The sequence below is a fragment of the Stenotrophomonas sp. YJH_SMC_8 genome, from assembly GCF_059371315.1.
The window spans coordinates 121,823-145,950 of sequence record NZ_JCAFUL010000011.1 but is presented as its reverse complement, the minus strand read 5'-3'; the positions used below and the strand labels follow the sequence as shown (position 1 = coordinate 145,950).

16 protein-coding genes are annotated in these 24,128 nt (G+C 68.6%); 4 read left to right on the top strand and 12 right to left on the bottom strand.

Annotated elements, in window-relative coordinates; translation table 11 throughout:
• Positions 1–9 precede the first annotated feature (9 nt).
• Positions 10–1,401, top strand: a complete 1,392-nt coding sequence (gene bioA, locus AC5P88_RS15145) for an adenosylmethionine--8-amino-7-oxononanoate transaminase (RefSeq protein WP_495225423.1) — start codon at positions 10–12, stop codon at positions 1,399–1,401.
• Positions 1,392–2,129 (top strand): 16S rRNA (uracil(1498)-N(3))-methyltransferase, encoded by a 738-nt coding sequence (locus tag AC5P88_RS15140; RefSeq protein ID WP_106551033.1) that lies wholly within the window; start codon positions 1,392–1,394, stop codon positions 2,127–2,129. Before bioA ends, AC5P88_RS15140 begins: the two co-directional genes overlap by 10 nt.
• An 88-nt stretch (positions 2,130–2,217) precedes the next feature.
• On the opposite strand, the gene AC5P88_RS15135 is transcribed toward AC5P88_RS15140, so the two are convergent.
• The 7 genes from AC5P88_RS15135 to pilG all read right to left on the bottom strand — a co-directional run bounded on the left by AC5P88_RS15135 (position 2,218) and on the right by pilG (position 14,078).
• Positions 2,218–2,682 (bottom strand): chemotaxis protein CheW, encoded by a 465-nt coding sequence (locus AC5P88_RS15135; RefSeq protein WP_005410712.1) that lies wholly within the window; start codon positions 2,680–2,682, stop codon positions 2,218–2,220.
• The gene (locus AC5P88_RS15130) at positions 2,679–4,013 is read right to left on the bottom strand and encodes a chemotaxis protein CheB (RefSeq protein WP_495225422.1); all 1,335 of its coding nucleotides are present in this window, start codon (positions 4,011–4,013) and stop codon (positions 2,679–2,681) included. The genes AC5P88_RS15135 and AC5P88_RS15130 overlap by 4 nt, the downstream gene beginning before the upstream one ends.
• Positions 4,000–10,587 (bottom strand): Hpt domain-containing protein, encoded by a 6,588-nt coding sequence (locus AC5P88_RS15125; RefSeq protein WP_495225421.1) that lies wholly within the window; start codon positions 10,585–10,587, stop codon positions 4,000–4,002. Before AC5P88_RS15125 ends, AC5P88_RS15130 begins: the two co-directional genes overlap by 14 nt.
• 100 nt (positions 10,588–10,687) lie before the next feature.
• The gene (locus AC5P88_RS15120) at positions 10,688–12,724 is read right to left on the bottom strand and encodes a methyl-accepting chemotaxis protein (RefSeq protein WP_111203647.1); all 2,037 of its coding nucleotides are present in this window, start codon (positions 12,722–12,724) and stop codon (positions 10,688–10,690) included.
• 41 nt (positions 12,725–12,765) lie between these two features.
• Complete coding sequence (locus AC5P88_RS15115) at positions 12,766–13,296, bottom strand: chemotaxis protein CheW (protein WP_005410716.1); 531 nt, start codon at positions 13,294–13,296, stop codon at positions 12,766–12,768.
• Entirely contained in the window at positions 13,296–13,658 is a 363-nt protein-coding gene (locus tag AC5P88_RS15110) for a response regulator (protein ID WP_005410717.1), read from the bottom strand. Before AC5P88_RS15110 ends, AC5P88_RS15115 begins: the two co-directional genes overlap by 1 nt.
• A gap of 18 nt (positions 13,659–13,676) precedes the next feature.
• Positions 13,677–14,078 carry a twitching motility response regulator PilG gene (pilG, locus tag AC5P88_RS15105; protein WP_005418455.1) on the bottom strand — a complete coding sequence of 134 codons (402 nt, stop codon included), beginning with the start codon at positions 14,076–14,078 and terminating at the stop codon, positions 13,677–13,679.
• Positions 14,079–14,318: 240 nt separating this feature from the next.
• Here pilG and gshB point away from each other — a divergent pair, with 240 nt between their 5' ends.
• Complete coding sequence (gshB, locus tag AC5P88_RS15100; protein ID WP_495225420.1) at positions 14,319–15,266, top strand: glutathione synthase; 948 nt, start codon at positions 14,319–14,321, stop codon at positions 15,264–15,266.
• The gene (locus tag AC5P88_RS15095; protein WP_106551028.1) at positions 15,266–16,150 is read left to right on the top strand and encodes an energy transducer TonB family protein; all 885 of its coding nucleotides are present in this window, start codon (positions 15,266–15,268) and stop codon (positions 16,148–16,150) included. The genes gshB and AC5P88_RS15095 overlap by 1 nt, the downstream gene beginning before the upstream one ends.
• 515 nt (positions 16,151–16,665) lie before the next feature.
• Here AC5P88_RS15095 and tsaB read toward each other — a convergent pair.
• The 5 genes from tsaB to AC5P88_RS15070 form a co-directional block, all read right to left on the bottom strand.
• Complete coding sequence (gene tsaB / locus AC5P88_RS15090) at positions 16,666–17,379, bottom strand: tRNA (adenosine(37)-N6)-threonylcarbamoyltransferase complex dimerization subunit type 1 TsaB (RefSeq protein WP_495225419.1); 714 nt, start codon at positions 17,377–17,379, stop codon at positions 16,666–16,668.
• Between the two features lie 9 nt (positions 17,380–17,388).
• Positions 17,389–19,437, bottom strand: a complete 2,049-nt coding sequence (yoaA, locus tag AC5P88_RS15085; protein ID WP_495225418.1) for a DNA repair helicase YoaA — start codon at positions 19,435–19,437, stop codon at positions 17,389–17,391.
• A gap of 559 nt (positions 19,438–19,996) precedes the next feature.
• A complete protein-coding gene (locus AC5P88_RS15080; protein ID WP_049430084.1) occupies positions 19,997–20,533 on the bottom strand; it encodes a hypothetical protein in 537 nt (178 codons plus the stop codon).
• Complete coding sequence (mrcB, locus tag AC5P88_RS15075) at positions 20,530–22,971, bottom strand: penicillin-binding protein 1B (RefSeq protein WP_312566654.1); 2,442 nt, start codon at positions 22,969–22,971, stop codon at positions 20,530–20,532. Before mrcB ends, AC5P88_RS15080 begins: the two co-directional genes overlap by 4 nt.
• Before the next feature lie 84 nt (positions 22,972–23,055).
• Positions 23,056–24,108: a glycosyltransferase family 2 protein gene (locus tag AC5P88_RS15070; RefSeq protein WP_106551224.1), complete on the bottom strand. Its 1,053-nt coding sequence runs from the start codon at positions 24,106–24,108 to the stop codon at positions 23,056–23,058.
• Positions 24,109–24,128 lie beyond the last annotated feature (20 nt).

Below are 24,128 nucleotides of genomic sequence, written 5' to 3'. Positions count from 1 at the left end.
GAGCCCGAAATGCTAGCAGACCCAACCCCCTCCCCGCTGGCCCAGCACTGGCGGCAACGCGACCTGCAGGTGCTGTGGCACCCGTGCACGCAGATGCGTGAGCACCCGCATACCCTGCCGCTGGTGCCGATCGCCCGTGGTGAAGGCGCATGGCTGATCGACCACGACGGCAACCGCTACCTGGACGCCGTCAGCAGCTGGTGGACCAATCTGTTCGGCCATGCCGAGCCGCGCATCGGCAGCGCCATCGCGGCGCAGGCCGGGCGGCTGGAACAGGTGATGCTGGCGGGCTTCGGCCACGAGCCGGCGATCACCCTGGCCGAGCGCCTGCTGGCGCTGGCGCCACGCCAGCCCGGCCGCGAGCCGTTGGCCAAGGTGTTCTACGCCGACAACGGCTCGGCCGGCGTGGAAGTCGCGCTGAAGATGGCGTTCCAGTATTTCCAGAACCGCGGCGAGCCACGGCGCACGCGTTTCATCGCGCTGGAGAACGGCTACCACGGCGAGACCCTTGGAGCACTGGCGATGGCGGACATCCCGTTGTACCGCCGCGTCTACGCACCGCTGCTGGCCGAAGGCCTGTTCGCGCCCTCGCCCGATGCCTACCTGGCCGAGCCGGGCCAGAGTGCCGCTGATCGTGCACGCCAGGCCGCCGATGGCCTGGCCACCCTGTTCGACCAGCATCCCGGCGAGATCTGCGCAGTGATCCTGGAGCCACGCCTGCAGTGCGCCGGCGGCATGCGCATGCATGACCCGGTCTACCTGCAGCGTGTGCGCGAACTGTGTGATGCGCACGGCGCATTCATGATCGCCGACGAGATCGCCACCGGTTTCGGCCGCACCGGCACGCTGTTCGCCTGCGAGCAGGCCGGCGTGATGCCGGACCTGATGTGCCTGTCCAAGGGCCTGACCGGCGGCTTCCTGCCGCTGGCCGCGGTACTGGCCACGCAGGCACTGTACGACGCCTTCCTTGATGACTCGCGCGAGCGCGCCTTCCTGCATTCGCACAGCTACACCGGCAACCCGCTGGCCTGTGCGGCCGCGCTGGCGACGCTGGACATCTTCCGCGACGACGATGTGATCGCCCGCAACCGTGGCATCGCCTCGGTGATGGGCACGCTGGCTGCGCCATTCAGCGACCATCCGCACGTGGCCGACGTCCGCCAGGCCGGCATGGTGGTGGCCTTCGAGCTGTCGCGTGATGGCAACAGGCGCACCCCGTTCGACCCGGCGCTGCGACTGGGACTGCACGCCTACAAGGCCGCGCTGAAGCGTGGCGTGGTGCTGCGTCCGTTGGGCGACGTGCTGTACTGGATGCCACCCTACTGCGTGGATGACGAACAACTGGAGCTGCTGGCACATACCACGCTGGCGGCGATTGACGAGGCGATTGCATGCGCGTGACCCGCTGCCCCATCGACCTGGCGCTGCACAGCGGCCAGACCGTGACCCTGCCGGAAGAGACGGCCAACCATCTGGTGCGGGTGATGCGCCTGCGCGAGGGTGATACCTGCGTGCTGTTCAACGGCGATGGCCACGACTACAGCGCCACGCTGACCGCGGCCGGCAAGCGCGAGGTGCAGGTGCGCATCGATGCGGTGCAGGCGGTGGACAACGAATCGCCGCTGGCGATCACTCTGCTGCAGGGCATTGCCCGAGGCGAGAAGATGGACCTGATCCTGCAGAAGGCCACCGAGTTGGGCGTGAGCGCCATCGTTCCGGTGAATGCCGAGCGCACCGAGGTGAAGCTGGATGCCACGCGCGCAGAGAAGCGCGTGGCGCACTGGAACAACGTGGTGACCTCGGCCTGCGGCCAATCCGGGCGCGCGCGCATTCCGCAGGTGGGTTCGCCGCTGTCACTGGCGCAGGCTGCGGCAACGCTGCCGGCCGATACGCTGCGGCTGACGCTGGACCCGCTGGGTGCCCATCGCCTGTCGACGCTGGACGCGGCGCCGGCGGGCGGCATCGTGATCGCGATCGGCCCGGAAGGTGGCTGGTCGCCGCGCGACCGCGATCAACTGGCGGCGGCCGGCTTCCAGGGGCTGCAGCTGGGCCCGCGCATCCTGCGCACGGAAACGGCCGGTCTGGCCGCGATCGCGGCATTGCAGGCGCGGTTGGGGGATCTTGGGTAAGGCTGGTTCGTGGTAGTGCCGGCCGCTGGCCGGCATCCACGGGATCATGAGGTTGCCGGCCAGCGGCCGGCACTACCGGTCTGGTGGATCAGGCCGCCAGTGAATCCAGCGCGGCTTCCAGCGCGTCCAGGTTTGGCAGCAATGCGCTCTGCTCACCCAGCAACACGCGCATGTGCACAATCTGCGGCAGGGTTTCCTCGGAAGCATCGGCCAGCAGGCCATCGCGCGGCACCGAGATCAACTGCGGGAAATTCTGCGTCAGCAGCGCGTAGTACGGGCGCTGCGCGTTGCCGCTCAGGGCCTTCAGCACCACCACCTTGTTGTGGCCACCCACCGCTTCCTCGCCCAGCCCGGAAAGCCGCGCGAACGACACCAGCGGCACCTGCCAGCCGTGCCAGCCGATCTCGCCGACCAGCCAGCGCGGTGCATCGGAGACCGGCTGTACCGGCACCCGCGACATCATTTCGGCCACGGTGGCATTGGGCAGCAGCACGCGCTCGTTGCCGGCCTGGATCAGGACGCCGCGGATTTCGTCATTGCTGGCATAGCTCATGGTGCGTCTCCGTTGTCGTCCTGCTCGCCCCAGCGCGCGGCAATCGCCTGCGCCAGGTCCTGCGGTTCGCCGGCCACCATGCCGGCAGCCACCACGGCCGTCGCCGCGGCAGGGTCGTAGCAGCCCTCGCCCACCTGGCCGGCTACCCAGGCACCGGCTGCGGCAAGGTCCAGCGCCGGCCCGACATGGGCCAGGTCGGCGCCGCTGAGCAGCACCAGCGCAGTGTGCTCCGCCGGCAGCGCGGCCAGCGAGATACCCTGTGCATCGCTGAGGAAATGCAGGCCGTCGGCGGTCACGCTTACGCCGATGTCATCGGCCAGCACGTGCACTTCACCGGGAACGGCCCGCTGGCCGGCTTCGGCCAGCTGCACCGGCAACGGCGACACGCGTGCCATCTGCTTGACCAGGTTGCCGTAGCGGCCGCCATCCAGGCGCATGTGCACCAGCACCGGTACGCTCAGCGACGACGGCAACGCACCGAGCAGGCGGCGCAGCGCATCCGGGCCACCAATGCCGGCCAGCACCAGCAGCGAACCGGCACGTGCGCCCGTAGGCGCCGCAGCGTCCAGGTCCACCAGGCTGAGGTGATTGGTATCGAAGGATGGCAGCGGCGCTTCCACCGCGGCGCTGTGGCCGGTGGCCGCGGGTACGTCTGCCACGTCCTCGACCAGCGACCACGCGGTGTGGTCGAAGGAAACCGGCGGCGTAACCGGTGCGGCCGGCGTGGCGACCGGCTGCATCGGCGCTGCCTCCAGCGGCGCCGGCACGACCGGCTGCAGCGCGGCCAGTGCCTGCTCCAGTGCGATCGGTTCGTGCAGGTGCGCCGGTGGCGCATACAGGCTGTCCGCCGGCACTTCGTCCGCCCAGCTCAATGCCTGGTCCAGATGCGGCTGAAGCGCTTCTTCCCGTGGTGCCGGCGGCGGTGCCGGGTGACCCGGTTCCAGCTGCAGGGCGGGTTCGTCTTCCGCACCCGGCGGCAGCACCTGCTGGTGACCGTGCAGCTTGGCGGCCAGGTGGCGGCCCCAGCGCTGTGCCTCCCAACCATCACGGCGCGCCGCGAGTTCGGCCTCGTCGAAGACCAGGGTCAGGCCCGGTGCGGACAGCACCGCTTCAAGCCGTTCCAGAGCATCCTCGATGGCCGCCTCCAGCGCGATCACCACGAACTGTGGACGCGCGTCCTGCAGGAGCTGCGGCTCCAGGCCGTTCGGGTCGTCTTCCAGCACCAGCTGCACATCGGCGTGCGACAACGCCTCGCGCAGGCGCTCGCGCGCCGCGCCAGGGCGGGCCAGCAGGGCGACGGCCGGAGCCGCCTGGGCTTCACTCACGGACACGGGCGATCCCCAGCAGGTCGTACACGTTACGCATCAGGTCCAGCTCCTGGTACGGCTTGCCCAGGTAGCGCTGCACGCCGATTTCGAAGGCGCGCTGGCGGTGCTTGTCGCCGCTGCGCGAGGTGATCATCACGATCGGCACGTCCTTGTAGCGCGGGTCGGCGCGCATCGCAGTGGCGAGCTCGTAGCCATCCATGCGCGGCATCTCGATGTCCAGCAGCATCAGGTCGGGCACGCGTTCTTCCAGGCGCTCCAGTGCTTCCACGCCGTCGCGGGCGACACTGACCTCGAAGTTGTGGCGTTCGAGAATGCGCCCGGTGACCTTGCGCATGGTCAGCGAGTCGTCCACCACCATCACCAGCGGCACCTGGCGCTCCTGGCGCGGGGCGTTGGCCAGCACCGGCAGCGTCGGGTTGGCGAGGAAGCGGCGCACCAGCGGCGCCACGTCCAGGATCACCACCACGCGGCCATCGCCGGTGATGGTGGCGCCGTAGATGCCCGGCACCGAAGCGATCTGCAGGCCGACCGGCTTGACCACGATTTCGCGGTTGCCCAGCACCTGGTCGATCGCCACGGCGGCACGCAGGTCACCGGCACGGACCAGCAGCAGCGGCACCTGGTCCTGGCCGTCGGCACGCGCCGGAGCCTGCCCGACCAGGCTGCCGAGGTCGTACAGCGGATAGTCCTCGCCGCTGTAGCGATAGCTGCTGTCGGCCGCTTCGAAACGCTCGCGCGACAGGCGGCCGATGCCACTGACCGAGGCGACCGGCACCGCAAAGGTGGTTTCGCCGATCTGCACGAACACCGCCTGGGTGACGGCCAGCGTCTGCGGCAGGCGCAGGGTGAAGCGCACGCCCTGGCCACGCACCGACTGGATGTCCACCGAACCACCCAGCTGGCGCACTTCGTTGCGCACCACGTCCATGCCCACGCCGCGTCCTGCCAGCTGGCTGACCTGATCGGCGGTGGTGAAACCGGAGGCGAAGATCAGGTTGTCCAGTTCCTGCTCGTTCGGCTGCGCATCGGCGGCCAGCAGTCCACGGTCGATGGCGCGGCGTCGGATCGCTTCGCGGTCCAGGCCGGCGCCGTCGTCGGCCACTTCCAGCACGATTTCCGAACCTTCGCGGTGCAGGCGGATGGCGATCTCGCCCTCCTCCGGCTTGCCGGCGGCGCGGCGCTGTTCCGGCGCTTCCAGGCCATGGGCCACGGAGTTGCGCAGCATGTGTTCCAGCGGCGCGACCATGCGGTCGAGGACGTTGCGGTCCAGTTCGCCGTGAGTGCCTTCCAGGGTCAGGTGGACCTGCTTGCCGGTATCCATGCCGGACTGGCGGACCACGCGGCGCAGGCGCGGCACCAGGCCGTCGAACGGCACCATGCGCGCGCGCATCAGGCCATCCTGCAGCTCGGAGCTGACGCGCGACTGCTGCTGCAGCAGCGAATCGTACTGGCGCGACAGATCGTCCAGCACGCCCTGCAGGCCGCCAAGGTCGGCGGCGGACTCGTTCAGCGCACGGCTGAGCTGCTGCAGGGTGGAGAAGCGGTCCAGTTCCAGCGGATCGAACTTCTGGTCGGCCTGGTCCTGTTCGCGCTGGTAGCGGGCGACGATCTGCGCCTCGGTTTCCAGATCGAGGCGGCGCAGCTGGTCGCGGAGACGCGCATTGGTGCGCTCCAGTTCGCCCATGGCGCCACGGAAGGCGCCGAGCTGCTGCTCCAGGCGCGAACGGTAGATCGCCACTTCACCGGCGTGGTTGACCAGTCGGTCGAGCAGGTCGGCGCGCACGCGCACCTGTTCCTGCTGCGGACGGGCGGACGGGTCTTCGTCGGCCACGCCTTCGGCCGGCAGCGGTGCCGACAGCGGGGCATCGGCCGGCGTCGTCAGCGGGCCCGCAGCCTGTGCCGGCACAGCCTCGGCCTCGCTGGCCGCACGCGCGGCCGCAGCGGTCGCCGCGATATCGGTGGTGGTGCGGACCTCGAAGGCCTCCACCAGATCCTGTGCAGGCTCCACCACGCGGTGGGCACCGGTCCGCGTGAGCAGCTGGTGCAGGCGGTCGAAGCCACGCTCCAGCAGCTGCACGTCGCGGCGTTCGATCTCGGTGCGGCCTGCCGCCACGGCTTCCAGCAGGGATTCGATGCTGTGGCCAAGGTCGCCGATGGCATTGATGCCGGCCATGCGTGCGCCACCCTTCAGGGTGTGCAGGTCACGCTGCAGGCCGGCCAGTACCTCCCGATCCTGCGGCGCATCGCGCAGTTCGCTGATCAGGCCATCGCAGTGGTCAAGCAGATCCTTGCCTTCCTCGACGAAGATGTCGACCAGCTCGCGGTCGTACACACTGAAGTCGAGCGCATCGGCGCCATCCGCGGAGTCTTCCGGAGTGGAAGCTTCATCGTGGAGCGGGGCACGCTCCACAGCATCGGCCCCGGCAGGTTCGGCATCGGCATCGGCCGTGCCCTGCCCCGGTGCATCTTCCAGTTCGAAGAACCGCACCGGCTCGGCGGAGGCCTGCAGTGCTTCGGCAGCGCTCACCTCGTTCACCGTCGCCGGGGACGGCTGATCGGCGCTCTCTCCTTCGCCGACCGCCGCCTCCCCGCCGACGTCCGCATCCTCGGCAAAGGCTTCCGCCTCGCCCGGCGCGAGTTCGCTGGCCTGGAGGCCGAGCACGGGCCATTGCCCGTCGTCGTCCAGGGTCTGCTCTTCGTCGATCACGTGCAGGCCGGCCTCGAGCGCGGCTGCCAGCGTGACCGGTTCTGCAAAACCCGGCGCAGCCATTTCATCCTGCAGGCTCGACAGCTCGCTGTCGAGTGGCAGTGCAGCAGCGTCGTCGTCGAGGCTGGCGTCGGCATCACCCAGCGCAGCAGACATCGACGTATTCAGGTCGATTGCGTCAACCTCCGCGGACACCGGCATCTCATCGGCGTCGCGGTCATCCACCGGCAGCGCGCGGGCATCGAGGTAGGGCGACAGGTCGTCCGCGGCGGTCAGATCGGCCTCCGCGACCGGCGTCGCTGTGGCGTCCACGTCGGTCGTCGCACCAACCGGCTCGCTGTCGACGGGCTGGATCGATTCAATCGATCCGATGTCCTCGGCGATGGCTTCGCCTTCACCCGGTACCGATGGCCATCCGGCATCGAAGTATCGCGACAGATCATCGCTGCCGGTCAATTCGCCGACATCGAGGCCTGTGTCGATCGCGCCCGCGGTCCCGGCGGCCTGCACATCGGCGGCAAGCGGTTCCAGCTCGGGCCCGGCAGGTTCGATCCCGGGCGCAGCAGCTTCGAACGCAGGACCAGTCTCCCCGGCCTCCAGCGCCAGATCCTCGTCGTCGGCCTCCAGCCCGACCATCGGCCAGCGCGCTTCCGGCAGTTCACCGGCCAGCGCCTGCAGGCGCTGCACCAGCGCTTCCTGCGGAGTGATGCGCGGCTGTTCGGCCTGCAGCGCTTCCATGGTCGCGGTGATCGCCTGCGCGGTCGCGTCCAGCGCAGCCACGCCCTCGTCGCCCGGCACCACGTCCGCGGCCAGCGCGCGCTTGATGTAGGACTCGGCACCGCCGGTAACGGCAGTGATTTCCGGCACTTCGGTCATCGCGAAGGCGCCGTTCATGGTGTGCACCGCGCGCAGCAGCGCATCGCTGACCGGCTGCGGTGCCTGCTGCGCCGAGCGCAGCCAGTCCTGCAGGGTCGCCTGGTGGACTTCCACTTCGGCTTCCAGGATCTCGCGCAGCACGCTGTCGATGTTGGCCGGCGTGCCCAGTGCTTCGGGCGCCGGGTCCGCATCGGCTTCAGCCTGCACCGACGCCATTGCTTCGGCTTCGAGGATGCGGCTGATCTCGTCCTCGCCATCGGCTTCGACCACCGGTGCGGCGGGAGCCGCCGCGACCGGCAGCGGTACGTAATAGGTTTCCTCACCCGCGCCGACGCGATCGGCAATGGCCTGCATCGCCTGCAGGTCCACGCTGATCCGCTGGCCATGGCGCAGTGCGGCGTTCAGCTGCGGCAGCGCGGCATGCGCGTTGTCGACCATGGCCAGCACGGCTGGCGTCGCCGGGCGGCTGCCGTCGAGCACGCGGTTGAGCATGCCCTCGATCTTCCACGCGAACTCACCCAGGGTGCGTGCACCGACCAGTCGGCCACTGCCCTTGAGCGTGTGGAAGATGCGGCGGATAGGACGCAGACGGTCCATGTTGTCCGGCTGCATGCGCCAAGCCGGCAGCAACGTACCGAGGTTGGCCAGTTCGTCGTCGAACTCTTCCAGGAACACCTCGCGGATGTCCTCGTCGATGTTCTCGGCATCGTCGTCGAAACCCGCCTCGAAGCCTGCTTCTGCACCTTCCGCGTCGCCCACGGCGACCGGCGCTTCCGCGTCGGCCGGCGTCGGGGTCGCCTGCGGATTGAAGTCCGCGGCGGCAGCGCTCAGCTCGGCAAAGAACTGCGCGTCGGCTTCGCTGAAATCAATCGGCGCGATGGTGTCGATGTCGATCACCGACACCGCCGCTGCCGGCGCATCGGCAAGCGGCGCGGGCGCTTCCACCGGCACATCCACAGGGGTGATGTCCGGTTCTGCAGCAACAGCGTTCTCTTCCACCACGGCAGGGGCGGTGGCATCGACGCTCTCCAGCGACGGATGCAGCCCGGCAGCGTCCTCCAGCGACACTGTCTCCATCGCATGCAGCGACAGCACGTCGTCGGCATTGTCCAGCGCATCTGCATCGAAACGGAACACGACGTCGTCGCTTGCAGAAACCGCGTCATGCTCGGCGGCCACCGGGTCGAACACCGGTGCGGCGTGCGTGTCGGTCGCGATGGACAGCGTTGCGTCGGTGGCGTCCTCGACGTCCAGGCCAGCCGTCGCACCGGACTGCACCGGCAGCGTCCACTGCGTGGCGGCCCCCTGCCCTGCATCGACCTGTTCGAAACTGACCGGATCGAAGCTGGCAAATGTCGGGCTGCGCTCATCGTCCGCTGGTGCGAGCGGATCGGCCTCCGGATGGAACGGTGCCAGATCCCATTGCGGGACCTCGGGCGCCGGTGCACTGGAAGCGGCAAAGACCAGCGGTGCATCCGCCTCGTCATGCAGCGACAGCGGCGCGGAGGCGACGGAACCCAGCCCACCGAACATCAGGCTGTTGTCCACCGCCACCGCCACCGGCGAAGGCGTGGCCGGTGGCGGATCGAAGGTGAAGTCCGGCAGCGGTACCGGCACCTCACCGGGTGCTGGCGCGGCCGACTGTACCGGGATCTCGATGTGCTCCGGCTGCAGTGCCGTGGCCGGCAGCGAAACCGGCTCGCGCTCGATGGGCTGCGGCGCAAACGGTGCCGGCTCGGCCGCATCGCGCTCCGGCAGCGGCCAGTAGCGCAGCGCCTCAAGGCTGCTGCGGGTAATGTCGAGGATGTCCTCGCGGCCCGGGCGGCGGTCGCGCAGGGCTTCCAGGTAGTACTCCAGGCTGGCCATGGCGTCGGCCAGGGTGTCCAGCTGGCGGCCGCTCGGCACGCGCTGGCGACCAATCAGCTCGGCCTCGATGTACTGCTGTACACCGCGCAGGTAGTCGGCAGCGGTACCCAGGTCGAGCATGCGCAGCGCACCGGAGACATCGCCCAGCAGGCGCGGCACGTCCTGCAGCTCGGCATGGTGCCAGCCGGTTTCGATGAACGCGACGAAATGCTCGCGGGCGGCGGCGAAGTTGGCGATGGCCTCATGGGCCAGCACCTCTACCGTGCGCCGGTTCTCCACTGCGCTCGGATCGTCCTCGCCACTGCCGCCGGCGCCCAGATGAGCGACCTGGTCATCCAGCGAGGCATCCACGTAGAGCAACGCACCGGCGATATCAAGCAGCAGGTTTTCGTCGATCTGCTGGCGGCCTTCGACCACGCCACGCAGTGCATCACGCTGCTGCACGACCACGCCGCGGGCCACGCCCAGGCCCATCATGCCCAGCGTATCGGCCACCGCGCCCAGTTCATTGGCCTGGGTCTGCAGCTGTTCCGGCGCACCACCGGTACGCAGGTGCAGGTCCAGTGCGTCCTTGATGCGCAGCAGCTCTTCCTTCACCGCGCTGCCAACGGTGTCGAGCAGTTCGCGGTTGCGCCCGCTCAGGCTGCCACGCGCATGGTCCAGCTCGGCTTCGGTGGCGGTGACGCTGTCCGGCGCGAACGCCAGCAGCACGCTGTCATGCACGCCGTCCTCGCCACGTGCGGCGCGGATCTCGTTGAGCAACGGCATCAACACGATCGGAATGTCGCGATGACCGTTCTGCAGGCGCTCCAGGTAGTCGGGCAGCAGCACGCTGCCGCGCATCAGGGTTGCGCAGGCTTCATCTCGGTCGGCCACGCCACCGGCACCGATGGCATGGGCCAGTTGTTCCAGCTCCTCGGCCACCATGGCCGGGGCGTACAGCTCGACCATGCGCAGGGTGCCCTGCACCTGGTGCAGGTAGCCGGCGCAGATGCGCATGCGGCTGGCATCGCTCGGGTCTTCCGCGTAGTACTCGACCTCGTTGCGCACCTGGCGCAGGGTCTCGTCCAGCTCGGGCTTGACCCAGCCCAGCGCTGCGTGGCTCATCGCATCGCGCAGACTGCTCATGGACGCGCTCCGTTCGCCGCCGCGCGGAGGCCGCGCGAGTTCTGGCGTGGGGAATGGAAATGCTTCATCGACTGGTTCCTTGCTCGCCGCCCTGCCCGCGTCACGCCGGCAGCTTGAAGTCGGCGACCGAACGACGCAGGTCCGCCGCCAGCTGCGCGAGGTGGCCGATCGATTCGGCGGTCTGCCCGGCACCCTGCGAGGTCTGGCCGGTGATCTGCCGGATCACGCCCATGGTGCGGGTGATGTCCGAGGCCGCGGCCGACTGCTGCTGGGCGGCGATGGAGATGTTCTTGATGAGGGTGTTCAGTGCATTGGACACGCGCTCGATTTCGGTCAGCGCGGTGCCGGCGTCCTCGGCCAGGCGTGCACCGGACACCACTTCGGCGGTGGTCTGTTCCATCGAGGTGACCGCTTCGTTGGTATCGGCCTGAATGGCCTGCACCAGGTTTTCGATGCGTCGGGTCGCGCCCGAGGTGCGTTCTGCCAGGCGCTGCACTTCGTCGGCCACGACCGCGAAACCGCGGCCGGCTTCACCGGCCGAAGCAGCCTGCACTGCCGCGTTCAACGCCAGGATGTTGGTCTGCTCGGAAATGTCGTTGATCAGTTCCACGATCGAGCCGATTTCCTGCGACGACTCGCCCAGGCGCTTGATGCGCTTGGAGGTTTCCTGGATCTGGTCGCGGATCTGGTCCATACCCTGGATGGTCTCGCGCACCACGCCTGCACCCTCGGCGGCGATCACCACCGAGCGCTGTGCCACGTCGGCCGATTCGGCCGAGTTGCGCGACACCTGCTCGATGCTCGCCGCGATTTCGCCGATGCGGTCCGACGCCGAGGTGATCTGGTTGGCCTGGTGGCCCGCCGCCTCTGCCAGCTGCATGGCGGTGGCCTGGGTTTCCTGGGTGGACAGCGCGACCTTGGCCGAGGTGTCGTTGATGGTGGTCACCAGGTGGCGCAGCTCGTCGACCGCGTAATTGATTGCGTCCGCGATCGCGCCCGTCATGTCCTCGGTCACCGAGGCCTTCACCGTCAGGTCACCCTCACCGAGCGAGGAAATTTCGTCCAGCAGCCGCATGATCGCCTGCTGGTTGCGGCTGTTGAATTCCACCTGGGTCTGGTAACGCAGTTCCTGCTCGCGCGAGCGGCTGCGCACGTTGGTGGAGACGAAACCGATGATCGCGATCAGCGACAGCGCACCGGACACCACGCCGATCCAGAAGTTCGGGAACAGGCGGGTATCGGACACCGAACCGAACGAGGAGAACGCCTCGAACAGCTTGCGGCTGTCGTCCAGCATGTGCGCCGAACCCTGGCCCAGCGCGGTGGCCGCCGACTGCGCGGCGAACAGCTGGCGCGAGCTGGCCAGGATCGCGTCGGCGTCCTGCTTCATCGCTTCCCACTTCTGCTGCGACTGCTCCAGCGCGGCGACGGCGGCGGCACCGCGCACGGCGGTGATGCCCAGTTCTTCGTTGCCGTTGCGCAGGCCGTCGAGCACCTGCGAGAACACGGTGATGTCACGTGCCAGCGCGTCGCCGGAGGTCGCCGCGGCGCTGCCACCGGCACGCATTTCGGTCACGCGGCGAGCCATCGAGCCGGCCACCACGACCTGCTGCAGTGCGCTGTACACCTGCGACGACGGCGCACCCGAGGCTGACATCGCGCGCACCAGCTCGTTCAGCTGGGCCTGCAGGCCCGGCACCGCGCCGGTGAAGTTGTTGGCGTTGCCGGCCAGGGCCAGCACCGCCGGCTCGCTGGCCACCAGCTGCCCGGCCTGCTTGCCCAGCGGCGCCCAGGTTTCACCCAGCGTGGTGATCGCGCCGGATACGCCCGGCTCCTTGCCATAGCGTCCCTGCAGGGTCGACACGTTCTGTTCGATCGCATTGCGGGTCGCCTTGAAGGCGGTGAACGCCTGCGCGTTGCCGCCGACGGCATCACGGCCCTGGTTGGCCAGCTGCTGCGACAGCACCTGCAGGTCGGCAGCCTTGGAGCCGGCGTCGGCCAGGCGGCTGCCCTGCCAGGTGGCGACGCCGGTGTTGACCCCGAACAGGATCATCGATGCCAGCAGCAGGAACAGCCAGAGGTTGCTGCCGCCCAGCCGCAGCTTGCCGGATTTGGTGGCGTCCGAAGCAGTACTCATCGTTCAACCTCGATCTTCAATGCAGGGGGCGGTGCCCGGCCTCAGGCCGCGGCTTGCCGGAATTCAGGGGTGCGCGACAGCAGCGAGAGCGAGAACACGCCCCAGTCATGGCCGTCGGCGTGGAAGGCGCGATCGACGAAATGGCCGTAGCGCCCTTCGGCCAGCGTGCCGGCCGCGATCTGCTGGTCCAGTTCAAAGCTGCGCTGGCCGAACAGTTCATCGATGGTCAGCGCGACGTCGCCACCGGCCTGGCGCATGATCAGCACGCGCTGGCCTTCCTGCTGCACGGTACGCGTGCCTTCCAGGAAGTACTTCAGGTCGACCACCGGGAACAGGTTGCCGCGCAGGTTGCCCACGCCCAGCAGCCACGGCTGGGCGCACGGCACCGGGGTGACCGGCGGCATCGGCACGATCTCCACCACTTCGCGGAAATCGGACACCAGCCGGCGCTGGCCGACGCGGTACCCCACGCCACGCCAGAGATCCTGCGCGAACTGCCGTTCGGGCAGCTGCACCGCGTGGGCCAGGCTGCGCCGTTCATAGGCTTCGAGAATGTCGAAGGGCGAGCGCATCAGGCCACCAGCTCGTTGATCCGCGCGATCAGTTCATCCTCGCGCGGCGGCTTGACGATGTAATCGGCCGCGCCCTGGCGCAGGCCCCAGGCCTTGTCGGTTTCCATCGCCTTGGTGCTGACGATGATCACCGGGATGTGCTTGATCGCTGCGTCACGGGCCATCGCCCGGGTCGCCTGGAAGCCGCTCATGCCGGGCAGGACCACATCCATCAGCACCAGCTGCGGCACCTGGTCGCGCACCAGCTGCAGTCCATCCTCGGCGTTGTCCGCTTCCAGCACCTCGTGGCCGGCACGGCGCAGCCACTGGGTGAACACCGCGCGGTCGGTCGGTGAATCCTCGATCAGAACGATACGAGCCATTGTGCCTTTCCCCCCTGGTCAGGCGTTGACGTATGTGCGGATGGCACCCAGCAGTTCTTCACGCGTGAAAGGCTTCGTCAGGTATTGCTCCGAGCCGACGATGCGTCCCCGCGCCTTGTCGAACAGGCCATCCTTGGACGAGAGCATGATGACCGGGGTCGCCTTGAACAGCTGGTTGCCCTTGATCAGCGCACAGGTCTGGTACCCGTCCAGGCGCGGCATCATGATGTCGACGAAGATGATCTGCGGTTGCTGGTCTGCGATCTTCGCAAGCGCTTCGAAGCCGTCGGTGGCGGTGACCACCTCGCAGCCTTCGCGCTTGAGCAGCGTTTCCGCAGTCCTGCGGATGGTCTTCGAATCATCGATGACCATCACCCGGAGTCCTGCGAGTTCCCCGCCCGCAGTCGTGTTTTCAGTCATTGCCTATCCCCAAGCGCACGGCCCGATCTCTGGCGGGGGCCGCTACGAAAGCGTATCTATATCGCACTTTCCGCGCCCGCTTCAAGGCCGCCCCACGGCGTGGGGCATGGCAGCCTCCTGAACGTGACGGGTTTCGCAATGACTGCGCGAGCGCCGGGCGGACGCAGCGTTGCAGTACGGCGGGGAGGCGCGCGACCGGCGTTGCCGCTACCATCAACGCCTTGCCTGACAGGTGCGCCCATGCCGTTGAACGTCATCGTGGTGATGGACCCCATCGCCCACATCAAGATCGCCAAGGACACCACCTTCGCCATGCTGCTGGAAGCCCAGCGCCGCGGCCATGCCCTGCACTACGTGCGTCCGGGTGGCCTGGCCCTGGAGGGCGGCGTGGCGGTGGCCCAGACCGCGCCATTGCAGGTGCGCGACGACCCGGCCGGCTGGTATGAGCTGGGCGCATTCAGCCGCACCGAATTCGGCCCCGGCCAGATCGTACTGATGCGCAAGGACCCGCCGGTCGACGCCGAATACATCTATGACACCCAGGTGCTGGACGTGGCCGCAGCTGCCGGCGCCTGCGTGGTCAACAACCCGCAGGGCCTGCGCGACTACAACGAGAAGCTGGCCGCCCTGCTGTTCCCGCAATGCTGCCCGCCGACCCTGGTCAGCCGCGATGCCAAGGCGTTGAAGGCCTTCGCACTGGAGCATGGGCAGGCCGTGCTGAAGCCGCTGGACGGCATGGGCGGCCGCTCGATCTTCCGCAGCGGCCAGGGCGATCCGAACCTGAACGTGATCCTGGAAACGCTGACCGACGGTGGCCGCAGGATGGCGCTGGCGCAGAAATTCATCCCTGACATCACCGCCGGCGACAAGCGCATCCTGCTGGTCGATGGCGAACCCGTCGACTACTGCCTGGCGCGCATCCCGCAGGGTGATGAATTCCGCGGCAACCTGGCCGCCGGTGGCCGTGGCGAAGGCCACCCGCTAAGCGAGCGCGACCGCTGGATCGCCGCCCAGGTCGGCCCGGAGATGAAGCGCCGCGGCATGCGCTTCGTCGGCCTGGACGTCATCGGCGATTACCTGACCGAGGTCAACGTGACCAGCCCGACCTGCGTGCGCGAACTGGACGCCCAGTATGGCCTGAACATTGCCGGCACCCTGTTCGACGCACTCGAGGCCGGCCTGCGCTGATGCCTGCCGCACCTGCCGTACTGCCCCCGCCGCCGCGCGAAGCGCAACGGCTGGGGGCGACCATCGCGCTGTCGGTGCTGGTCCACGCCCTGCTGATCCTGGGCGTGGGCTTCGCCGTGAAGGGCGATGCGCCACTGGTGCCGACGCTGGAAGTGATCTTCAGCCAGACCCGCACGGCGCTGACCCCGAAACAGGCCGACTTCCTGGCTGCAGCCAACCAGGAAGGTGGTGGCGAGCACGACCGCGCGCAGCGTCCGCGCGACAACCAGGCCGGCATCGTGCCGCAGGCCCAGTCCGGAATCAGCCCGGTTCCACAGCAGCAGCAATCGGCCGCGCCGGTTCCGCCGCCACAGGCGCGGGTGGTCAGCAGCCGCAATGGCGAAGAGGTGGTGGCGCAGGCACAGTCCCGACCCACGCCGGATCAGCCCGAACCGGATGCGCCCTTGAGCGCACGCGAACAGCGCGACGTGGAGATGGCGCGGCTGGCTGCCGAAGTGCACCTGCGCTCGGCGCAGTACGCCAAGCGCCCGAACCGCAAGTTCGTGTCGGCCAGCACGCGCGAATATGCCTATGCCAATTACCTGCGCGCCTGGGTCGACCGTGCGGAGAAGGTAGGCAACCTGAATTACCCGGATGAGGCCAGGCAGCGCCGCCTCGGCGGCCAGGTGGTGATCAGCGTGGGCGTGCGCCGCGATGGCAGCGTGGAGAGCAGCCGGATCCTGCGTTCGAGCGGTACGCCGTTGCTGGATGAGGCCGCCCTGCGGGTGGTGCAGCTGGCGCAGCCGTTCCCGCCGTTGCCGAAGACCGAGGACGAGATCGACATCCTGCAGGTGACCCGTACCTGGGTGTTCCTGCCGGGCGGCACCCTGCACGACGACCGGTAGGGATTTGTTGCCCGGGCCTGCGGCCCGGGACCCGCTGGAGGCAACGTCAAAATCAACGTCAAAATCAACGTCAACAGCAGCGGTCGGGATGTTGGGCTTGGCGGGGCGGTGTGGGCTTGCAGGACACGCCGTAAACCCATCCATGGGGGCTCGATGGCGCCATCCATGGCGCCAACGGTCCTGCAAGCCCACACCGCCCCACCTCCGACAGATCACGGCGCATCATCGCTGTTGGTGGGTGTCGACCTTGGTCGACACACATCCACGCAACGCGTGGATGCGAGCGAAGCGATCCGCTTCTGACTTTGACTTTTCTTTTTTTGATTTTCCGTGGCGGACGCACACGGAAACTGTCAAAGGCCGGGCGGGGTGGGTTCGCGGGGGTGTCCGCGGCATGGATGCCGCGGCCAAGCCCCCAGGGATGGGTTCACGGCGTCCCCCGCGAACCCACCCCGCCCGGCCCTCTCACGATGCCAGTCGACTAACAGTCGACTCTACCGCCCGCCACGAGGGGCTCAGCCGTTGGCCTTCGCCTTCGCCTCGCGCGCAGCCTGCTGCTCGACCAGGGTCAGTGCCACGTTGTCACGCAGGTACGCGGGCTCGACCTTCTCCGGCGCAATCGCCTCGCCACGCGCGAACGCCGGCACCGCCAGTGCGAGCACGTCCGACGCACGCGGCAATGCCATGGCATCGAAACCGCGCAGGCCTGCACCGAGCTGCGCGACCAGCGCGCCGTCGGCCGCGCCGAAGCCGGTGCCGACGCCGTAGGCCGACAGCCCGTCCGGCAGCGCCACCGCTGCCGGTGAACATACACGCTCGCCATCGCGCGCGAGCGGCAGGCCGTCAACACGCTCGAAGCGGGCGACATACAGTTCACCCATCCGCGCATCGATCGCCGACAGGATCTGCGTTTCTTCAACGGGAGCACGCAGCGCCAGCACCTGCAGCGTCGAGACCGGCAGCAACGGACGATCCAGCGCCAGTGCGATGCCCTGCGCGATGGCGATCGCCAGGCGCACGCCGGTGAAAGCACCAGGACCACGGCTGAGGGCGATGCCGTCCAGCTGGCGACGGTTGATGCCGGCCTCGGCCAGCAGCGCCTCGGCCCAAGGCAGGCTCAGCTCGGCATGCCGGCGCGGGGCGATCTCGAAGCGTTCCAGTACCTGCCCATCGACATGCAGGGCAACGGAACAGGCTTCGGTGGCGGTTTCAAAGGCGAGCAGTTTCATCGGATCAGGTCAGAACAGGGGGAACGTGGCACCGGGCGCCGGCTCCGGGCCCGCCGCGGCGGCGGCGGTCGGAACGGCATCATCGGCCACGGGCGCCCATTGTGGCGTAAAGAAGGCCTGCACATCGGCCAGGCTGCGGGTACGGCGGAACGGTGGCAGTGAATCGAGGAACACCCGGCCGTAACCCCGGTTGAGCAGGCGCGGGTCGCACAGCACCAGCACGCCACGGTCGCTCTCGCTGCGGATCAGGCGGCCGACGCCCTGCTTCAATGCGATCACCGCCTGCGGCAGCTGTTCATCGCGGAATGGGTTGCCGCCCTGGCTGCGGATCGCCTCCAGCCGCGCCTCGTACACCGGGTCATCCGGGGCGGCAAACGGCAGCTTGTCGATCATCACCACGCTCAGCGCCTCACCGACCACGTCCACGCCTTCACGGAAACTGGCCGAGCCCAGCAGCACGCCATTGCCCGATTCGCGGAAGCGCTGCAGCAGGGTCGCGCGCGGCGCCTCGCCCTGCACGAACAGCGGCCACGGCCCGTCGCGCAGCGCCTCGGCTGCCTCGCGCAGAGCACGGTGCGAGGCGAACAGCAGGAACGCCCTGCCCTGCGAAGCCTGCAGCACCGGCCGCAGGGTCTGGATCAGCGCGGTTCCGAAACCACGTGCGGCCGGATCGGGCAGGCCTTCGGGCAGGTAGCACAACGCCTGCTCGGGCCAATTGAAGGGGCTTGGCTGGACCAGCGTGTGCGGATCGTCCAGGCCCAGGCGCGTGGCGATGTGATCGAATCCGCCGCCGACGGTCAGCGTCGCCGAGGTGAAGATCCATGCGGCGCGACTGCGTTCGCGATGCTCGCGCAACGGGCCGGACACATCCATCGGCGTGCGCTGGCAGCGGAAACCACGCGGCGTTAGCTCGTACCAGAGCACATCGGCGGCGCTGGCGGTCTCCGCCGGATCGGTATCGAAATCGAGGCTGGGTTCGTCATCGCCCAGCCAGCGGCCGAGCCGCGAAACCGCTTCGCGCGCACGCGCATGGCAGGCATCGAGGCCGGCAGCCGCTTCGCGCAGCGGCTGCAGCGCCTGTTCCAGCGTCACCAGGCCGGCCATCACCGTGTCGAAGCCATCACGCACCTGCGGCATCGCCAGTGCACGCCATTGCGTGCCACGCGCTGGCAGCCCTTCCATCGCCGAGCGCAGCGCCAACAGCGCCTGCTGCAACTGGTCGACCGGTTCCTGCAGCGCCGACTGCGCGCCTCCCACGCCACGCGCTTCGGCCAGGCAGTCGCGGCCCAGTTCCTGCCACGGGCGCATGCCGAAACCTTCGCCGAAGAACTGCGCGGCCAACTCGGGCAGCTGATGCGCTTCGTCGATGACGAAGGCCTGCGCCCCCGGCAACAACTCGCCAAAGCCATCCTGCTTCAATGCCAGGTCGGCCAGCAGCAGGTGATGGTTGACCACCACCACGTCCGCGGCCTGCGCGCGTTGCCTCGCACGCACCACGAAGCAGTCGTCCCAGAACGGGCAATCGGTGCCCAGGCAGTTGTCGACGGTGGAGGTGACCATCGGCAGCAGCGGTGAATCGTCGGCCAGTCCGTCGAGTTCGGCGACATCGCCGAACTCCGAACGACCGGACCAGGCCAGGATGCGCTGGAACTGCGCGGCCTGTTCGGGACTGGAAAAACGCGGTTCGCCGCGCGCCTGTTGCAGGCGATAGCGGCACAGGTAGTTCGCACGCCCTTTCAGCAGCGCGCTGCGCAGGCCGACACCGAGCGCCTGGCGCACCCGTGGCAGGTCACGGTGGTAGAGCTGGTCCTGCAGCGCGCGGGTACCGGTGGAGATGATGGTGCGCAACCCGGACAGCAGCACCGGCACCAGGTAGGCGAAGGTCTTGCCGGTGCCGGTACCGGCCTCGGCCAGCAGCAGATCACGCTGCTGCATCGCGTCGGCGATGGCTTCGGTCAGGCGCAGCTGGGCCGGGCGCGGGACGAAGGCGTCCAGGTGCGAGGCGAGCGCGCCGCCGTCGCTGAGGGCTTCGCGGCTGGCATGGACAAGGTCGGACATCAGAGGGAAAGGATACCCGGCCGGGCGCTGCCCGGCACCCGTTTCAAGCCAGAGCAACAGCAAGAGCAAGAGCGTTGTTCATGGCTCTGGGTTGTACTGAGGGTTGGCGGGGGACTGTGGGTTTGCGGGGACGCCGTGAACCCGTCCCTGGGGGCTTGGCCGCGGCATCCATGCCGCGGACACCCCGCAAACCCACAGTTCCCCGCCTTCGACAGTTTCCCGGTGACGGAGGGACGCGCTTCGTAGCGTCGAGCTTGCTCGACTGGCAGCTCAGAAGCTGTGGCAGGAACGGGAAAAGAAGAGGGACTACTGCGAGCGCGCGCAGCGCGCGACCCGCTTTTGATTTTCTTTTTCTTTTCCGTGGCTGGCCGCACACGGAAATTGTCAGAGGTCGGGCGGGGTGGGTTCGCGGGGGTGTCAGCGGCATGGATGCCGCGGCCAAGCCCCCATGGATGGGTTCACGGCGTCCCCCGCGAACCCACCCCGCCCGGCCAAGCGCGGCTTTTGCTTCACGCGGCCAAACAGCCAGCCACGAGGGGCTGCGCCGTTGGCAGGAAACCTAGTACCGCTTGATCCCAGGCACAGTGCAGCCTTCCAGCTGCGCATGCGCCGACACCGCATTCTCCTTCTCGCCCCGTGCCAGGCGCGACTGCTCGATCGTCGCCCAGTGCCGTCGGCACAGCGGCCCCGTCTTCGAGCCCAGGTCGACCGCCTTGCGTGCGAACGTCTCCGCCTGCGCCCACTGCCCCTGCAGCAGCGCCAGCTCGGCACGCTCCTGCAGCACCGCCGGATCACCAGCGACGATCTCCAGCGCATGGTCCAGGCTGCTGGCGGCACCGGCCAGATCGTTGGCCTGGCGTTGCGCCTGCGCGGTCACCCGCAGGTCTTCCACCTGCGAATCACGCAGCGGCTGCACCGAAAGCTCCTTGTCGTCCGGGCCAGCGGCTGCGTCCACCGCGGCCAGGCGCTGCGCCGGCGTCGTGGTATCGACCGGCTTGACCACCGGCGGCGCACTGGTCACGCAGGCGGCCAGGGCCAGGCTGAGGCCGGTCAAGGCCAGGGGCTGCAGCAGGGATCGCATGTTCATCGGCATCATCGGCTCGGAGGAGGAGTGGCAGCGGCAGGCGCCGCGGCAGGTTCGGCAGGGGTGTCCGGCTTGCGGTCCAGGCCGAACCAGCTGCGCCAACCACCACCCTCGCCTTCGGCCTCGCCCTGCCCGTCCGGCGACACCGCCGGTGCGCAGGGCGCATAGGCCGGCGCATAGCCGACCACGAACGGGAAGCGGCGCGCTCCCGGGCAGCCCTCATCGGTCGTGTTGAGGCCGGTGGCGGCCACCGACTGCCAATCCAGGCCCTTGTTGCTGACCCGCAGCGGCGCACTGGGAAGGCGCTGGAAGATGCCCGACCAGACCCGCATCGCGCCAGTGGCGCCGTACAGGCCGGCCTGCTCGTTCTGGTCGTTGCCGATCCAGATCACCGCCAGGTGATCGCCGGTGTAACCGGCATACCAGCTGTCGCGGCCATCGTTGGTGGTACCGGTCTTGCCGGCGGGCTGCAGGCGGCCCAGGCCATCAGCGTTCAAGCGCTGCGCGGTGCCGCTGGCAACCACCTGCTGCAGGCCGACACTGATCAGGTTGGCGGCAATCGAGTCGCCCTCCTGCGCCGGTGCCGGGGTCTTGTCGTAACGCTTGAGCAGCTTGCCCTGCGGATCGAGCACGCCACGCACCGCATGCAGCGGCTGGATCTCGCCACCGGACGCCAGGAACTGGTACAGCTGCGCCATCGCATACGGGCTCTGGTCGGTCGAGCCGAGGATCACTGCAGGGTTGGCCTCAGCCTTGATGCCCGCCAGCACATGGATCAGCTGGGTCACGCGCTCGGGACCAACCTGCATGCCCACGCGCACCGTGGCCTGGTTGTAGGAATGCGCCAACGCATCGATCAGGCGCACCGTACCGTGGCTGCGGTTGTCCGCGTTGCCGGGGTTCCAGTTGCGGCCGCGGCCGAGCTGCACGGTCACCGGTGAATCATCGACCCAGCTGGCCAGCGAGTAACGATCCGGCTGCGCCAGCGCCAGCAGGTAGACGAACGGCTTCAGCAGCGAGCCGACCGGGCGCTGTGCTTCGATCGCGCGGTTGAAGCCCACCTCGGACACTTCACGGCTGCCGATCACCGCCAGCACGTCACCGTTGTGCACGTCGGTCAGCACCATGCCGGCCTGCAGTTCGGGACGGCGCTTGCTTTCCAGCGACTTGATGGTGCGGGTCACCGCGCCTTCGGCATAGGCCTGCGCGGACGGCGACATGCCGGTCATCACGCTCAGGCCGGCGCCCTGCAGCGCCGATTCCGGATAGTCATGGCCGAGCTGGCGGCGAACCAGGTCCACATAGGCCGGGAAGCGGTTGGCCGCCACCAGGCCCGGCGTCTTGGGCACGCCCAGCGGCGCTTTCAGCGCGCGCTGGTACTCGGCATCGTCGATCAGCGTCGCCTCGTGCAGCTTGCCCAGCACGAAATTGCGGCGATCCAGCGCGCGTTCCGGATTGCGCCGCGGGTCGTAGAAGGACGGGCCCTTGACCAGGCCGATCAGCAGCGCGATCTGCTCGGTTTCCAGCGACTGCAGGTCACGGCCGAACCAGAATTCGGCGCCGGAAGACATGCCGTGGATGGCCTGGCTGCCACGCTGGCCCAGGTACACCTGGTTGAGATAGGCCTCGAAGATGGTGCGCTTGTCGTAGCGCGCTTCCATGATCAGCGCGTACAGCACTTCGTTGAATTTGCGGGTGACCGTCTGTTCCTTGCCGATCCCGAGCAGACCGCTGCGAGCCAGCTGCTGGGTCAGCGTGGAAGCACCCTGGCGACTCTGGCCACCGGAGCGGATCGTCACCCACACCGCGCGCGCAATGCCGGACAGATCGATGCCGTGGTGGCGGTTGAAGTCCTTGTCCTCCACCGCCTGCAGGCCGGTCACCAGCAGGTCCGGCGCCTCGTCCATGCGGATCAGGCGGCGTTCTTCCTGCTTCTGCCCGTACAGCGTGGCAATACGTGCCGGGTCCAGGCGCGCAGCCTTCAGCGCCTTGCGGTTGTCGGCGTCACGCAGCGAGGCGACCGCACCGTCGGCCAGCGACAGTTCCAGCCGGCGCGGTGCGACGCGGCCATCCACATCGTTGTAGCCACGGCTGGAAATGACGAAGCGCCCGCCGTTCACCGCATAGGTGGCCGGCTCCTTGCCCTGCCCGTCATCGCGGTAGGCGGATGCGGCGAGCTCGGTCTTCAGGGTCGCCGCGTCCATCGCCTTGCCCGGCGTGAGCACCAGCGGGCGGGCGTACACCCGGGTCGGAATCTGCCACCGAAGTTCGCCGAAGCGCTGGGTCACCTGTTGGTTCAGGTACAGCGTATAAGGGATCAGGAAGCCCAATCCCAACGCGACCGCAGCCATGCTCCAGGTGATCAGGCGACGCCGCCACAGCGGGCTGTCGTCCTGCTGGTCGTCGTCGTCGAAATCGTCGATGTCGTCGGAATCGTAGCGTCGGGGCACGGGGATGCAGGCAGGTAGGGTCTGGCGAGTCTAACGCAGGCGCCGCGGTGGCTGGCAGGCGATGGCCCGCGGTTTCACTGCAGTTCAAGCAGCGCGCGGCGCCCGCCACCCGGCCCAGGCGCCCGCAAGCGCCGCCCAGCCCCCTTTCCAGCCGCCCCCCGCCAGGCAGACGTTGGCCAGGCGTGCGATCAACCGCGGCGCATCATGGGCGATCCAGCCTGCCGGCACGTCCGCGCGGCGATACAGCTGCAGTCGCGACCAGGCCATGCGCCAGGCGAGCGCGTGAAGTCCCTGGAAGCGCTCCGGCGCCACCACCACGCCGCGCTGCCCCAGCAGATCGGCTAGGGCAAGCAGGCGCCCGGCCGTGCGCTGGCGCGCCTGCGAATCGAACAGATCGAGATGGCGCAGGCGTTGCAGGAAACCGCGGCGACTGGCGCCGATCTGGTTGTTGCCATGCTGCCGGTAGTCGATGGTCGGTTCGGCCAGCATGTCCAATCCTCCACGCAGCGATGCGTGGACTGCCAGCCATTCGTCGTGGCTCCAGCCCGGCGGTACCGGCAGCGATTCGGCCAGCAGCCCACGGCGCAGCGCACAGGTGGCACCGGTGATGAAGTTGCGCAGCAGGATCGCATCGATCGCAAGGCCCGAGCGTTCCAGCTCGACCTCGGCCGGATGGACCACCAGTACCTCCAGCAGCCGCTGGCCCAGCGGCGCGCCCTGCGCGTCCACCAGCCGTGCATCGCTGTGCAGCAGCAACAGGCCCTGATCGGCGTGGAAGCGCTCCACGTAGCTGCGGACACGCCCCGGATGCCAGACATCATCCTGGTCGCACAGGAACAGGATGTCGGCCTGGCAACGCATCAGTGCGTCGGCGAAATTGCGCACATAGCCGAGATTGCGCGCGTGCTGGACGATCTCGACACGGATGCCCAGCGCCTGTGCGCGCGGCACGAAGGCCTGCAGCAGCGGCAGCGTCTGGTCGCTGGAACCGTCATCGCCGATCATGACTTCGTTCACCGGAAGATCCTGGTCGAGGATGCTGTCCAGCTGCGCCTGCAGGTAGCGCGCACCGTTGTAGGTGCACAGCGCGACGCCAATGCGCTCGGCAGGGGCCGATCGGGATGGCGCGTCAGGCATCGAACGTACTCGCGGAAACA